The sequence below is a fragment of the Streptomyces sp. NPDC029292 genome (assembly GCF_055569295.1).
Genome location: NZ_JBVHXR010000005.1, coordinates 215,925 through 228,847, shown reverse-complemented (window position 1 = coordinate 228,847; position 12,923 = coordinate 215,925). Strand labels below are relative to the sequence as shown.

At 69.5% G+C, this 12,923-nt stretch carries 12 protein-coding genes and 1 tRNA gene; 7 read left to right on the top strand and 6 right to left on the bottom strand.

What is annotated here, in order from left to right:
• The first annotated feature begins 86 nt into the window (after positions 1-86).
• The 7 genes from ACZ4WS_RS14470 to ACZ4WS_RS14440 all read left to right on the top strand — a co-directional run bounded on the left by ACZ4WS_RS14470 (position 87) and on the right by ACZ4WS_RS14440 (position 8,426).
• Positions 87-740, top strand: a complete 654-nt coding sequence (locus tag ACZ4WS_RS14470) for an SCO family protein (protein ID WP_467980328.1) — start codon at positions 87-89, stop codon at positions 738-740.
• Entirely contained in the window at positions 737-1,216 is a 480-nt protein-coding gene (locus ACZ4WS_RS14465) for a copper chaperone PCu(A)C (RefSeq protein WP_467980327.1), read from the top strand. Before ACZ4WS_RS14470 ends, ACZ4WS_RS14465 begins: the two co-directional genes overlap by 4 nt.
• A 131-nt stretch (positions 1,217-1,347) precedes the next feature.
• Positions 1,348-3,225: a copper resistance CopC/CopD family protein gene (locus ACZ4WS_RS14460; protein ID WP_467980539.1), complete on the top strand. Its 1,878-nt coding sequence runs from the start codon at positions 1,348-1,350 to the stop codon at positions 3,223-3,225.
• 8 nt (positions 3,226-3,233) lie between these two features.
• Positions 3,234-4,568, top strand: a complete 1,335-nt coding sequence (gene efeB / locus ACZ4WS_RS14455) for an iron uptake transporter deferrochelatase/peroxidase subunit (RefSeq protein ID WP_467980325.1) — start codon at positions 3,234-3,236, stop codon at positions 4,566-4,568.
• Positions 4,569-4,733: 165 nt separating this feature from the next.
• The gene (pheA, locus tag ACZ4WS_RS14450; RefSeq protein ID WP_467980323.1) at positions 4,734-5,666 is read left to right on the top strand and encodes a prephenate dehydratase; all 933 of its coding nucleotides are present in this window, start codon (positions 4,734-4,736) and stop codon (positions 5,664-5,666) included.
• Between the two features lie 616 nt (positions 5,667-6,282).
• On the top strand, positions 6,283-7,560 hold the full coding sequence (serS, locus tag ACZ4WS_RS14445) for a serine--tRNA ligase (protein ID WP_467980321.1): 1,278 nt from the start codon (positions 6,283-6,285) through the stop codon (positions 7,558-7,560).
• On the top strand, positions 7,557-8,426 hold the full coding sequence (locus ACZ4WS_RS14440; protein ID WP_467980319.1) for an HAD family hydrolase: 870 nt from the start codon (positions 7,557-7,559) through the stop codon (positions 8,424-8,426). Before serS ends, ACZ4WS_RS14440 begins: the two co-directional genes overlap by 4 nt.
• Before the next feature lie 53 nt (positions 8,427-8,479).
• Here ACZ4WS_RS14440 and ACZ4WS_RS14435 read toward each other — a convergent pair.
• The 6 genes from ACZ4WS_RS14435 to ACZ4WS_RS14410 all read right to left on the bottom strand — a co-directional run bounded on the left by ACZ4WS_RS14435 (position 8,480) and on the right by ACZ4WS_RS14410 (position 12,677).
• Positions 8,480-8,582: transfer RNA gene (locus tag ACZ4WS_RS14435), tRNA-OTHER, on the bottom strand.
• 262 nt (positions 8,583-8,844) lie between these two features.
• Complete coding sequence (locus ACZ4WS_RS14430; RefSeq protein WP_467980317.1) at positions 8,845-9,078, bottom strand: SGM_3592 family protein; 234 nt, start codon at positions 9,076-9,078, stop codon at positions 8,845-8,847.
• 102 nt (positions 9,079-9,180) lie between these two features.
• A complete protein-coding gene (locus ACZ4WS_RS14425) occupies positions 9,181-9,900 on the bottom strand; it encodes an ABC transporter permease (protein ID WP_467980315.1) in 720 nt (239 codons plus the stop codon).
• 11 nt (positions 9,901-9,911) lie between these two features.
• Positions 9,912-10,823 (bottom strand): ABC transporter ATP-binding protein, encoded by a 912-nt coding sequence (locus ACZ4WS_RS14420; RefSeq protein WP_467980313.1) that lies wholly within the window; start codon positions 10,821-10,823, stop codon positions 9,912-9,914.
• Complete coding sequence (locus ACZ4WS_RS14415; RefSeq protein WP_467980311.1) at positions 10,820-11,725, bottom strand: ABC transporter permease subunit; 906 nt, start codon at positions 11,723-11,725, stop codon at positions 10,820-10,822. The genes ACZ4WS_RS14420 and ACZ4WS_RS14415 overlap by 4 nt, the downstream gene beginning before the upstream one ends.
• Complete coding sequence (locus ACZ4WS_RS14410; RefSeq protein WP_467980537.1) at positions 11,715-12,677, bottom strand: ABC transporter ATP-binding protein; 963 nt, start codon at positions 12,675-12,677, stop codon at positions 11,715-11,717. Before ACZ4WS_RS14410 ends, ACZ4WS_RS14415 begins: the two co-directional genes overlap by 11 nt.
• Positions 12,678-12,923: the final 246 nt, after the last annotated feature.

Sequence of the window (12,923 nt, the reverse complement as noted above, 5' to 3'; positions counted from 1 at the left end):
TGCACCGGGAGCACGTACGACCTCGCCGTTCGGGCGTTGTACGACCCCGGTGCGCACCGGAGCCCTCACATCTGGGACATTTTTCTATGCGCAAGAAGACGTATGCCGCGGCCGCCCTGTTCGCCGCCGCCGCTCTGACCCTCTCCGCCTGCGGCAGTGGCGACGACAGCAACAAGCCGGTCGCCGACGTGTCCGCCGAGACCGGCTCGGGCAAGGCCGCGACGGTCCTCGACCAGCCGTTCGAGAAGCCGGACCTCGTGCTCACCGACACGAACGGCAAGAAGTACGACCTGCGCGCGCAGACCAAGGGCCGGCCGACGCTGATCTACTTCGGCTACACCCACTGCCCCGACGTCTGCCCGCTGACGATGAACAACCTCGCCGTCGCCAAGAAGCAGCTGTCCAAAGCCGAGCAGGACAAACTGCGCGTCGTGTTCGTGACCACCGACCCGGCCCGGGACACCCCCTCCGCGCTCGGCAAGTGGCTCAAGGGCATCGACTCCGACTTCGTCGGCCTGACCGGCGACTTCGCCACGATCCAGGCCGGCGCCCGCACCATGGGCATCTCCATCGAGCCGACGACGAAGGACAAGAACGGCAAGCTCGTCTCCGTGCACGGCACCCAGGTCATCGCGTTCTCGCCGAAGACCGACGGGGGCTATGTGCTGTACGGCGAGGACGCCACCGTCGACGACTACACCAAGGACCTCCCCAAGCTCATCAAGGGGGAGAACCCGTGAGGCGTCCCGGCCGTCCTTGGAGGCCGCTCGCCGGATCCGCGATGGTCATTGCCGCGGCGGTGACGATGGCGGGCTGCGGCTCGGGCGACGGTGATACTTCGGCCAAGCCCGAACTGAAGGTCACCGGCGCCTATATGCCCGCCCCGAGCATGGGCACCATGGCGGCCGGCTTCTTCACCGTCACCAACTCCGGTGGCGCCGACACCCTGACCTCGGTCACCAGCGACCTCTCGGATGACGTCACGCTGCACTCCACCAAGGGCGGCGCGATGGAGGAGGAGAAGTCCTTCTCGGTGCCCGCGGACGGCACGCTGGACTTCGCGAGCGGCGGCAACCACCTCATGTTCGAAAAGCTCACCCACAAGCCGAAGCAGGGCGAGAAGGTGTCCGTGGAGCTGCGCTTCGCCAAGTCCGGCACGGTGAAGATCTCGATGCCGGTGAAGTCCGCGACGTACAACCCCGAGACCGGGCACTGAGGGAGGGATCACCTGTGACGCAGACCATCGCTCCCGGTGCTGCCGGGAACGGCGCTTCCCGTAGTGCCTTCCGTCATGCTTCCCGTGCCGCCGAGAACAGCGCTTCCCGTGGCGTCCTCCGGGTACGGACGCTGCTGTTGCTGTTCCTCGCCGTCGCCGGCACGCTGCTGGCCGGCGCGGCGCCCGCCTCCGCGCACGCCGCGCTGACCGGGAGCGACCCGAAGCAGGGAGCGGTGGTCGACAAGGCACCCGCCCAGGTCTCGCTCACCTTCTCCGAGAAGGTCGCGATGAACGACGGCTCGCTGCGCGTGCTCGATCCCAAGGGCAAGCGCGTCGACACCGGCAAGGCGACCAACCTGAGCGGCACCACGTACGGCGTGAAGCTGCACTCGGGGCTGCCCGACGGTACGTTCACCGTCACCTACCAGGTGGTGTCGGCGGACAGCCACCCCGTCTCGGGCGCATTCACCTTCTCCATCGGCGCGCCCTCGCAGACCTCCGTCGCGCTGTCCGGCCAGGCGGCGGGCGGCGGAGTCGTCGGCGCGCTCTACGGGACCGCGCGCTACGTCTCGTACGCGGGATTCATCCTCCTCGTCGGCGGCGCGGCCTTCGTGCTGGCCTGCTGGCAGCGCGGCGCCGGGGTCCGTCCGGTGCAGCGGCTCGTGGTCGCCGGATGGCTGGCGCTGACCGGGGCCACGCTCGCGCTGCTGCTCCTGCGCGGTGCGTACGTCGGCTCCGGCAAGGTCGGCGACATCTTCGACCTGACGCTGCTCGGGCAGGTGCTCCAGACCAAGGCGGGCGCGGCGCTGGTCTCGCGGCTGCTGCTGCTCGCCGCGGGGGCGCTGTTCATCGCGGTGCTCTTCGGGGCGTACGTGAAGCGTGACGAGGCAGACGCGGCCGGCGGCTCCGCCGAGGCCGCCGCCGAGGCCGCCGCCGAGAAGAAGGACCTCACCTTCGGGCTCGCGATCGGCGGCGCCGTCGTCGCGGCCGGCCTGGCCGCTACCTGGGCGATGGCCGAGCACGCCTCGACCGGCATCCAGCCGGGCCTCGCGATGCCCCTCGACGTGCTGCACCTGCTGGCCGTCGCCACCTGGCTGGGCGGGCTGTCGACGCTGCTGGTGGCCCTGTTCCGGGCGCCGGTGGACGCGCAGATCGAGGCAACGGCCGTACGCCGTTTCTCGCGCGTCGCGTTCGGCAGCGTCCTCACGCTGGTCGCGACCGGGATCTACCAGTCGTGGCGCCAGGTCGGCTCCTGGTCGGCGCTCACCGACACGACGTACGGGCAGCTGCTGCTCGTCAAGATCGGCCTGGTGGCGGTCCTCGTCGGCATCGCGGGGATCTCGCGGCGCTGGACCGGGCAGCTGTCGGAGGTTCCGGCCGCGGAGGCCGTCGCGGAGGCCGTGGTCGCCCAGCGCGAGAAGACGACGGTTCCCGCGGGCTCCCGGCGCGCGGCCCAGCTCGCCCGGCAGCGGGCCGCCGTGGCCACCGCGCGTGAGAAGCGCATCCGCGACGCCGACCCGCTCCGCTCGGGCCTGCGCCGCTCGGTGCTGGCCGAGGCGGGCGTCGCCGTCGCCCTGCTGGCCGTCACGACCGTGCTGACGTCCACCGAGCCGGGGCGCACCGAGGAGGCGGCCCAACAGGCCACCGCGTCCGCCTCGCAGCGGTCCGGGCCGCTGTCCCTGAAGATCCCGTTCGACACGGGCGGCGAGGACGGCAAGGGCACGGTGGAGGTCACCCTCGACCCGGCCCGGGTCGGCGGCAACGAGATGCATGTCTTCGTGGAGCGCCCCAACGGCAAGGCCTTCGACGTTCCCGAGGTGAAGGTCGCCTTCACCCTCGACGCGAAGAGCATCGGTCCGCTGCCCGTCACCCCCGACCGCATCGCCACCGGACACTGGTCGGCGAGCGGGGTGCAGATCCCCATGGCGGGCGACTGGAAGATCGCGGTGACCGTGCGGACCTCCGACATCGACCAAGCGACCGTGAACAAGAACGCGCAGATCGGCTGAACCTGACCATGGCTGACCAGTCCACTCCGGAGGCCTCTCCTAAGAGTGCCGCTTCGGATCCTGAGGGCGCCGCTTCGGAAAATGCCCCCCTTGGGGAGGCCGTTTCCCAAGAGCCCTCTTCCAGAGGGGTCTTTTCGCGGCGTCGGCTGCTCGGCACCGCAGGTGCCACCGGACTCGCTCTGGGCGCGGCCGGAGGCGCCGCGGGATACGCGGCGGCTCCCTCAGCCGAGAAGGCCACGCCGTTGACCGCGCTCGGCGCGGACGCGGTGACGTTTCACGGGAAACATCAGCCCGGCATCACCACCGCCCTCCACGCGCGCGGCCACCTCGTCGCCTTCGACCTGACCTCGGGCGCGGGCCGCAAGGAGGCGGCCGCACTGCTGCGCCGCTGGTCGACGACGGCCCAGCGACTGATGGCGGGCGAGGCGGCGGCGCAGGACGACACGGACGTGGCGCGCGACGCCGGTCCGTCGTCCCTGACGGTCACCTTCGGTTTCGGGCACAGCTTCTTCGCCCGTACCGGCCTGGAGAAGCAGCGCCCGGTCGCCCTGGACCCGCTGCCCGACTTCTCCTCCGACCACCTCGACAAGGCGCGCAGCAACGGCGACCTGTGGGTGCAGATCGGCGCGAACGACGCCCTGGTCGCCTTCCACGCCCTGCGCGCGATCCAGAAGGACGCGGGCAGCGCGGCCCGGGTGCGCTGGCAGATGAACGGCTTCAACCGCTCGCCCGGCGCCACCGCCCAGCCGATGACGGCCCGCAACCTGATGGGCCAGATCGACGGCACCCGTAATCCGAAGCCGTCCGAGTCCGACTTCGACCAGCGCATCTTCGTGCCCACGTCCGGCGACCCGGCGTGGATGGCGAACGGCTCGTACGCCGTCGTACGCCGTATCCGGATGCTCCTCGACGACTGGGAGAAGCTCTCGCTCAAGGACCAGGAGGACGTCATCGGGCGGAAGAAGTCCACCGGGGCGCCACTGACCGGCGGCACCGAGACCACCGCGATGAACCTCGACAAGACCGACGCCGACGGCAGCCTGGTCGTCCCCATCAACGCGCACGCCCGGATCACCCGGCCCGACCAGAACGGCGGGGCCGCGATGCTGCGCCGCCCGTTCTCCTTCCACGACGGCTTCGACCCGGACGGGGCGCCCGACGCGGGCCTGCTCTTCATCTGCTGGCAGGCCGATCCGCTGCGCGGATTCGTCCCCGTGCAGCGCAAGCTCGACCGCGGCGACGCCCTGTCCACATTCATCCGCCACGAGTCGAGCGGGCTGTTCGCGGTGCCGGGCGGGGCGGCGGAGGGGGAGTACGTGGGGCAGCGGCTGCTGGAGGGCTGACGGCGAACGCCGGCGGACGGCTGAATGCGGTCGCCGGCGGACGGCTGAGAGCGAACGCCGACGGACGGCTGAGGGGCTGCCGAATCCACGAGGGCGGGCCGTCCTGTGGGGCGGCGGTTTCCACAGGGGTGAGCCGGGTTGTGCAAGGCCCATTAGGGTGAGGTCATGCCAGCCAGCTATGCGTATCTCGGTCCCGAAGGCACCTTCACCGAAGTCGCCCTGCGCACGCTTCCGGAGGCTGCCACCCGGCAGCTCGTCCCGATGGTGTCGGTTCCCGCAGCGCTGGACGCTGTCCGCAACGGCGAGGCCGAGGCCGCGTTCGTGCCGATCGAGAACTCGGTGGAGGGCGGCATCACCACGACTCTCGACGAGCTGGTCGCGGGCAAGCCGCTGATGATCTACCGCGAGGTGCTCCTGTCGATCACCTTCGCGCTGCTGGTCAGGCCCGGCACGAAGCTGTCGGAGATCAAGACGGTGACCGCGCACCCCGCCGCGCAGCCGCAGGTGCGCAACTGGCTGAAGAACAATCTGCCGGACGCGCTCTGGGAGTCCGCGGCGTCGAACGCGGACGGCGCACGGCTGGTGCAGGAGGGCCGTTACGACGCCGCCTTCGCGGGCGAGTTCGCGGCGGCCAAGTACGGGCTGCAGCCGCTGGAGACCGGGATCCACGACGCGGAGAACGCGCAGACGCGCTTCGTGCTGGTGGGCAGGCCCGCCCGACCCGCGGCACCGACCGGCGCGGACAAGACGTCCGTGGTCATCTGGCAGCGCGACGACCACCCGGGCGCCCTGCTGGAGCTGCTCCAGGAGTTCGCGGTACGCGGCGTCAACCTGATGCTGCTCCAGTCCCGGCCGACCGGCGAGGGCATCGGCAACTACTGCTTCGCCATCGACGCCGAGGGCCACATCTCGGACCGCCGCGTGGGCGAGGCGCTCATGGGGCTCAAGCGGGTCTGCCCCCAAGTGCGCTTCCTCGGCTCGTACCCCCGTGCGGAAGTCGACCCCAAGGACGTACGCGCGCCCCGGGCCGGTACGTCGGACAACGAGTTCTCCGCCGCGTCGGACTGGCTGGCGCGCTGCCAGGACGGCCGTTTCTAACCCGTCCTCTTCTCCGTCCTACCTGTCTCTCAGGCGCACCTGTTCTCACTCCTGCCTGTTCTGAGTCCTGTCTGTTCTCAGTCCTACCTGCAGATTTTCGTCATCCACAGGCGTTATCCACAGGTGCGCTTCTCGACCTGGGGACAAGTCGACAACGAAGCGCTACATCGTCGACAAATCGGCCTACAGGCCCCAAGTTCGTCCACAGCCCCGCACGTCACCCCTCGTCCACTCTTTTCCCTTGATCAATCCTTTGGAGCGAACCATTTCCACTCGAACGTGGGTGTAGAGATGGTTTGACCCGGGAATTCTTCGTCCCGCATGCGGCTTTCGGAACGATCACTTCCGGAGTCCACAGATCTTCCGCACAGCCTGTGGATAACTCTGCAGGGGTGTGGGCCCCTGTGGACAACGCCTTCTCAAGTCCCGTTCCGCACAAGGGAATCCAGTCAACGCGAGAACCGCCATCTGCCCCGTTTCGGGGAGTACGGCCCCTTTTATTGACGCGCATTGGTGATCAAGAGATTCAGTACGGCATTTCGCGCATAACGTGACAGCCCTCACGCACTGGAATATCGAGTCGTTGGCCGGAAGCACGCACCGGTAGCCTTGAGGGGTGATTGACCTTCGCCTGCTCCGTGAGGACCCCGACCGTGTTCGCGCCTCCCAGCGCGCCCGTGGAGAGGACGTCGCCCTCGTCGACTCCCTCCTCTCCGCCGACGAGCGGCGCAGGTCGTCCGGCGTCCGCTTCGACGAGCTGCGTTCCGAACAGAAGGCGCTCGGCAAGCTGATCCCCAAGGCCTCCCCGGACGAGCGCGCCGAGCTGCTGAAGAAGGCCGAGCAGCTCAAGGCCGACGTCAAGGCCGCCGACGCCGAACAGCACGAGGCGGACGAGGAGACCAAGCGGCTCCTCCTCCAGCTCGGCAACCTCGTGCACCCCGACGTCCCGGTCGGCGGCGAGGAGGACTTCGTCGTCCTGGAGACGCACGGCACCATTCGCGACTTCGGTGCCGAGGGCTTCGAGCCCAAGGACCACCTGGAGCTCGGCGAGGCGCTCGGCGCCATCGACGTCGAGCGCGGCGCCAAGGTGTCCGGCTCCCGCTTCTACTACCTGACGGGTGTCGGCGCGCTCCTGGAGCTCGCTCTCGTCAACGCCGCGATCGCACAGGCCACCGAGGCCGGCTTCATCCCGATGCTGACCCCGGCGCTGGTCCGCCCGCGCGCCATGGAGGGCACCGGCTTCCTCGGCCAGGCCGCGGAGAACGTGTACCACCTGGAGAAGGACGACTACTACCTGGTCGGCACCTCCGAGGTGCCGCTCGCGGCGTACCACATGGACGAGATCATCGACGCCGACAAGCTGCCGCTGCGCTACGCCGGCTTCTCGCCGTGCTTCCGCCGCGAGGCCGGCACGTACGGCAAGGACACCCGCGGCATCTTCCGCGTGCACCAGTTCGACAAGGTCGAGATGTTCTCGTACGTCACCCCCGAGGACGCGGAGAACGAGCACAAGCGGCTCCTGGAGTGGGAGAAGCAGTGGCTGACCGGCCTCGAGCTGCCCTTCCAGGTCATCGACGTGGCCTCGGGCGACCTCGGCGCCTCCGCGATCCGCAAGTTCGACTGCGAGGCGTGGATCCCGACCCAGGGCAAGTACCGCGAGCTGACCTCGGCTTCGAACTGCGAAGGCTTCCAGGCGCGCCGCCTGTCCGTGCGGATGCGCGACGGCAAGAAGGTCCAGCCGCTGGCGACGCTGAACGGCACGCTGTGCGCCGTACCGCGCACGATCGTCGCGATCCTGGAGAACCACCAGCTCGCCGACGGCTCCGTGCGCGTGCCGGAGGTCCTGCGTCCGTACCTGGGCGGCCGTGAGGTCCTGGAGCCGATCTCCAAGTGACCGGCACCACTGGGTCGCCCGGGTCGACTGGATCAAATGGATCCGCGGGATCGAGGGGGTCGACCGGCTCGTTTCCCTACAAGCTCGTCGCGACCGATCTCGACGGGACGCTGTTGCGTTCCGACGAGACGGTCTCGCAGCGCACGCGTGAGGCTCTCGCAGCGGTCACCGCTGCGGGCGCCGCGCACATCGTCGTCACCGGGCGCGCGGTGCCCTGGACCCGCCACATCCTCGACGACCTCGGCTACGAGGGCCTCGCGGTGTGCGGTCAGGGCGCGCAGGTGTACGACGCGGGGGAGCACCGGCTGCTCACCTCGGTGACGCTGGACCGGCAGCTGGCCGGTCTGGCGCTCGCCAAGATCGAGGCGGAGGTCGGCCCGCTGCTGCTGGCCGCGAGCCGTGACGGCCTCGACGGCGAGGTACTGGTCGGCCCCGGCTACCAGGTGCAGGACGGCCCGCTCCCGGTCGTATCGATCAGGGACGCGTCCGATCTCTGGTCGGCTCCCCTGAACAAGGTGTACGTGCAGCACCCGACGCTCTCCGACGACGAGCTCGCGGCCGTGGCCACGCAGGTCGCGGGCGGCCTGGTCGGCGTGACGATGGCGGGCGCGGGCATAGTGGAACTTCTCCCCCTCGGCCTGTCCAAGGCCACGGGGCTGTCTCTCGCCGCCCGCCGCCTCGGCGCGAAGGCCGCGGACACGATCGCCTTCGGCGACATGCCCAACGACCTCCCCATGTTCGCCTGGGCCGCCCACGGCGTGGCCATGTCCAACGCCCACGAGGAGCTCAAGGCGGTCGCGGACGAGGTGACGCTCTCCAACGAGGAGGACGGCATCGCGGTGGTGCTGGAGCGCTTGCTGGGTTAGGCGTTGCGTTGCGGTGCTGTCCGTCCAGGGTCGGCAGCCTGTCGTACGTCTTGCGGAGGATGCGCGGATCGAACGCGCGCGGGGGTGCCCCCGACCGCGACTTGCTTTTCATCAAACACAGCGCAAGCCGGTGCCTTACCTCTCGGCCAATCCTCCGGGTGGGCGGCCCGCGCGAGAATGCGCGCTCGAAGCGGCCGCCCCGGGCAGCCCCCCGTGCGGAGCGGGTTCGACAGAGGAGTAACTACTCCGGAACCCGCCGCGGGCTGCCCTGTCGGGAGCTCGACGTATTGCTCCTGATGGGCATCATCGCGCTCCTCTCCCAGAACATGGCGCCGGCTCGATGCGGCGGCGTGGACATAACTACTGTGCCCGTACGCCGACTTGGGCGCCACTGATTAAAAGGCGGCCGCGAAGGGGTTCACCGGCGGCGCCACCTGCGCCGCCGCCCCTTGCTGAAGAACCACCCCGCGGGCGGCTCGTCGGAGCGCCAGGGCTGCGGATCGGGTCCCCCTTCGCGCCAGCGGGCGGCGAGCATACGCGCGCGAGCGGACGGCTCGGCCGTCTCCGCGGAGCGTATGAAGTTCTCGTCCAGTACGACGTCGTCCCAGACGTCCCCGGACTCCCGCTGTTCCTCACCCTTCGGTTCTGCCATCCCCGTTCCTCCTAGCCGCGCATCCCCTTGGCCCAGTGTGCCCAGACAGAGGTGAAGCCGCTGTCAAGAAAAAGGGCTCCACGCGCGCGTGGAGCCCCTCGCTCACTCCTCCCCGGCCAGCGTCAGCGACCGCAGCCTCTGACCGGCGTACCAGGTGGCGAGTACGGTGACCGCGACCAGCAGCACCGTCGCGGTCGGCAGGCCCACGTCCGAGGTGACGAGGTCCCCGCCGGTGACCTTGTGGCCCACCGCGAGCGCCCACTGCTGGACGCTGAGCGTGCGCGCGCCGGACACCAGCGACCCGAAGAGGGCCTCCCAGACGAGCGCGTAGACGAGCCCGAAGACCACCGCGTGCCGGGTCACCGTCCCCAGGAGCAGGAACAGCGCGGCATACGCGATGGAGGCGACCAGCGCCGCGACGGTGTAGGCGACGGCGATCTGCTGCCCGTTGCCGTTGAGGATCATGCCCGCGATGAAGGTCGGTACCGCCGAGAACGCCATGGTGACGGCGACGGCGACGATCAGCTTGGTGAAGATGATCGTGGGCCGCTTCAGGGGCTTGGCCAGCAGATACACCACCGAGCCGTCGTCGATCTCGGGCCCGATCGCGCCCGTACCGGCGATGACGCCGATGATCGGGACCATCGTGGCGAGGGCGAACCCGCCGAGCACGTCCGACGCCACCTGGTCGTCGGCTCCGGCAAAGCCGCGTACGGCCGCGGAGATCACGATGAGCAGGACGGGCAGCGCGCAGAGGATGAGGGCCCGGCGGCGGCCGAGCAGCCCCCGATACGTGAGCCGGGCGACTGTGGGGTCGTACATCTCTTGGCCTCCTACGCCGCGACGAGATACGAGAAGACGGACTCGAGGGACTCGTCGGACGGCGAGACCGTGAGCAGCCGGATGCCGTGGTCGCGCGCGACGCGCGGCAGCAGGGCGGTGAACCGGCCGAAGTCGACCGCCTGGATGCGCAACGCGCCCTCGGCGAGGTCCACTTCGATGCCGGACGTCGACGGGTCGGCGATCAGCGCGGCGGCCAGCGCCCGGTCGTCGCTGGAGCGGACGAGGTAGCGGTGCGGGCGGTCGGTCATCAGACGGCGGATGCGCCGGAAGTCACCGCTCGCCGCGTGCCGTCCGGCGACGATCACCTCGATGTGCGCGGCGAGTTGTTCGACCTCTTCGAGGATGTGGGACGAGAACAGCACCGTGCGGCCCTCGTCGCCCATGCGCCGCAGCAGGTCCATGAGCTGCATGCGCTGGCGCGGGTCCATGCCGTTGAAGGGCTCGTCGAGCAGCAGCAGGGACGGGTCGTGGACGAGCGCGGACGCCATCTTCACGCGCTGCCGCATGCCCTTGGAGTACGTCGAGATCTTGCGGTCCTGCGCGTACTCCATCTCGACCGTGGCGAGCGCCTTCTGGGCGGCCTTCGCGCCGAGGCCGTGCAACTCGGCGTTGGCGACGACGAATTCCTGGCCGGTGAGGAAGTCGTACATCGCCTCGCGCTCGGGGACGATGCCGATGTGCCGGTAGATCTGTTCGTTGCGCCAGACCTGCTGGCCGTCGAGGGTGACGGTGCCCGTGGAGGGGGCGAGGAAGCCGCCCATCATGTTGATGAGGGTGGACTTTCCCGCGCCGTTCGGGCCGAGCAGGCCGGTGACGCCGGGGCCGATCGTCATCGTGATGTCGTTGACCGCCACCACGTTGCCGAACCAGCGCGAGACGTGGTCGATGTTGAGCGTGGTCACAGCCCGACCTTTCGGTAGCGGCGCATCAGGAGGCCGTAGCAGCCCGCGATGAGACCCAGGAGGACGATGAGGTAGACGACGCCCTGCCCGGACGAGGGGCCTTCCCCTCCGGGGAAGGCGGAGGTGGCGCCGAGGAAGGCCGTCTGCACTCCGTCGATGAGCGTGATGGGCGAGAAGAGGCCGAGCCACGGGACCGCTCCCGTGCTGGACTGATCGAAGGCGATGGCCTGGACGGTGGAGACCGCTCCGTAGGAGATGGTCAGGGCGGCGATGACGGCCGCGATACCGAAGCCGCGGCGCGGGGTGACCGCCGAGATGACCAGGCCGATCCCGGCGAAGAGCAGCGACAGCAGTGCCACGGAGACCAGCCCCTGTCCGAATCCCTTCGTCTGGTCGGCGAAGTCGAGCTTGGCCAAAAGCGCCCCTACGTAGAGCACGATCAGCGGCGCGGCCGTGAGGGCGAACAGCGCCGAAGCCAGCGCCGCGTACTTGGCGCGTACGTAGTCGGCGGTCTCGATGGGGCGCGAGAAGTACAGCGGTACGGTCTTGAAGCGCAGGTCGCGGGAGACGGACTGGGGTCCCTGCGAGGCGACGTACAGCCCGATGACGGCCTGCATGATGACCGCGTAGCGCGTGTAGTCGACGGGCAGGTCCTTCGCCTTGGTGGCGACCGCGACCGCCACCATGATCAGCGCCGGGACGCACATCACCACGAAGAGCAGCATCGGCAGCACCTTGGACTTGACCGAGCGGCCGAGTCCGTAGGCGCCGCGCAGAGACTGCGAGTACAGCGAGCGGCGGGCGTAGGCGCGGCCCAGGCGCGGGCCGTCGTAGTTGCGGTAGCCGATGTTGTGGATACGGGTCTGCTCACCGCCTCGGGTGAGGGACTGCTCAACTGCCATGGCCGACCGCCTCCTTCCGCTGTTCGTCGCTGTCCTTGAAGACCTCCGCGATGTGGTGCCTTCGCTGTTCCATCCGGACCAGGCCCAGGCCGAGCTCGGCGACGACGTCGCGCACGAGGTCGTACGTCTCCTCGCCCTCGGCGGTGAGCAGCAGGATGTGCCCGGCGCCCGGCAGGCCGCTGCCGTCGTGGGTCTCGATCCCGCGCGCGTGGAGCACGTCGCGCACCGCGCCGGTGCCGTCCGGGTGCTCGTCGGTGTCGGTGACCTCGATGGCGAGGGTCGTGGTGGTCTGGGTGAAGTCCGTGGTGGAGCTGGACCGCAGCAGCTTGCCGCCGTCGATGACGACGACGTGGTCGCAGGTGCGCTCCAGCTCGCCCAGGAGGTGCGAGGTGACCAGGACCGAGATGCCGAAGTCGGTGTGGATACGACGGATCAGGCCGAGCATCTCGTCGCGGCCGACCGGGTCGAGGCCGTTGGTCGGCTCGTCGAGGAAGACCAGCTGGGGGTCGTGCACGAGGGCCTGCGCGAGCTTCACGCGCTGCTTCATGCCCGTCGAGTAGCCGCCGATGGGGCGGTAGCGCTCCTCGTACAGGCCGACGTGGCGCAGGGTGTCCGCGGTGCGCTCGCGGGCGGCGGCCGGCGGGAGCCCGGACATGCGCGCCATGTGGACGACGAACTCGGTGGCCGAGACGTCGGGTGGCAGGCAGTCGTGCTCGGGCATGTACCCGACCCGCTCGCGGATGGCGCCGCCGTCGGTGGCGACGTCGAGGCCGAGCACCTGGGCGCGGCCCTCGGTGGCGGGGGACAGACCCAGCAGGATCTTGATCAGTGTGGACTTGCCGGCTCCGTTGGCTCCGACGAGCCCGGTCACACCGGGCCCGACGTCCACGGAGAGCCGGTCAAGAGCGGTCACCCGGGGGAACCGCTTGCTCAGGCTTTCGGTCGCGATCACAGTCACGCTTCGAAAGTAGTGGCGCACGCCACAGCAGTCGTCAGACCACGGAGCTGGATTCGCGTCAGACTCCAGTCGTACGGGCCCGTAGGGGTCCCCCTGAGGTCGAACAGCCGGCGGCCGTTATCCACATCGGATTGGTTGTCCACAGGTGTCGCGCACGCCTATTGACGCAGCCTCTAACAATTGTCACATTCATCAGTGTCAAGTTACGAGCGCGTAAGGCAATCGGCGTGGACGGACGGT

Bases quoted from the DNA above. Each gene is read 5' to 3' on its own strand.
- ACZ4WS_RS14470 (WP_467980328.1), top strand. From the start codon at position 87: ATGCGCAAGAAGACGTATGCCGCGGCCGCCCTGTTCGCCGCCGCCGCT.
- efeB (WP_467980325.1), top strand. From the start codon at position 3,234: ATGGCTGACCAGTCCACTCCGGAGGCCTCTCCTAAGAGTGCCGCTTCG.
- pheA (WP_467980323.1), top strand. From the start codon at position 4,734: ATGCCAGCCAGCTATGCGTATCTCGGTCCCGAAGGCACCTTCACCGAA.
- ACZ4WS_RS14430 (WP_467980317.1), bottom strand. From the start codon at position 9,078: ATGGCAGAACCGAAGGGTGAGGAACAGCGGGAGTCCGGGGACGTCTGG.
- ACZ4WS_RS14425 (WP_467980315.1), bottom strand. From the start codon at position 9,900: ATGTACGACCCCACAGTCGCCCGGCTCACGTATCGGGGGCTGCTCGGC.
- ACZ4WS_RS14415 (WP_467980311.1), bottom strand. From the start codon at position 11,725: ATGGCAGTTGAGCAGTCCCTCACCCGAGGCGGTGAGCAGACCCGTATC.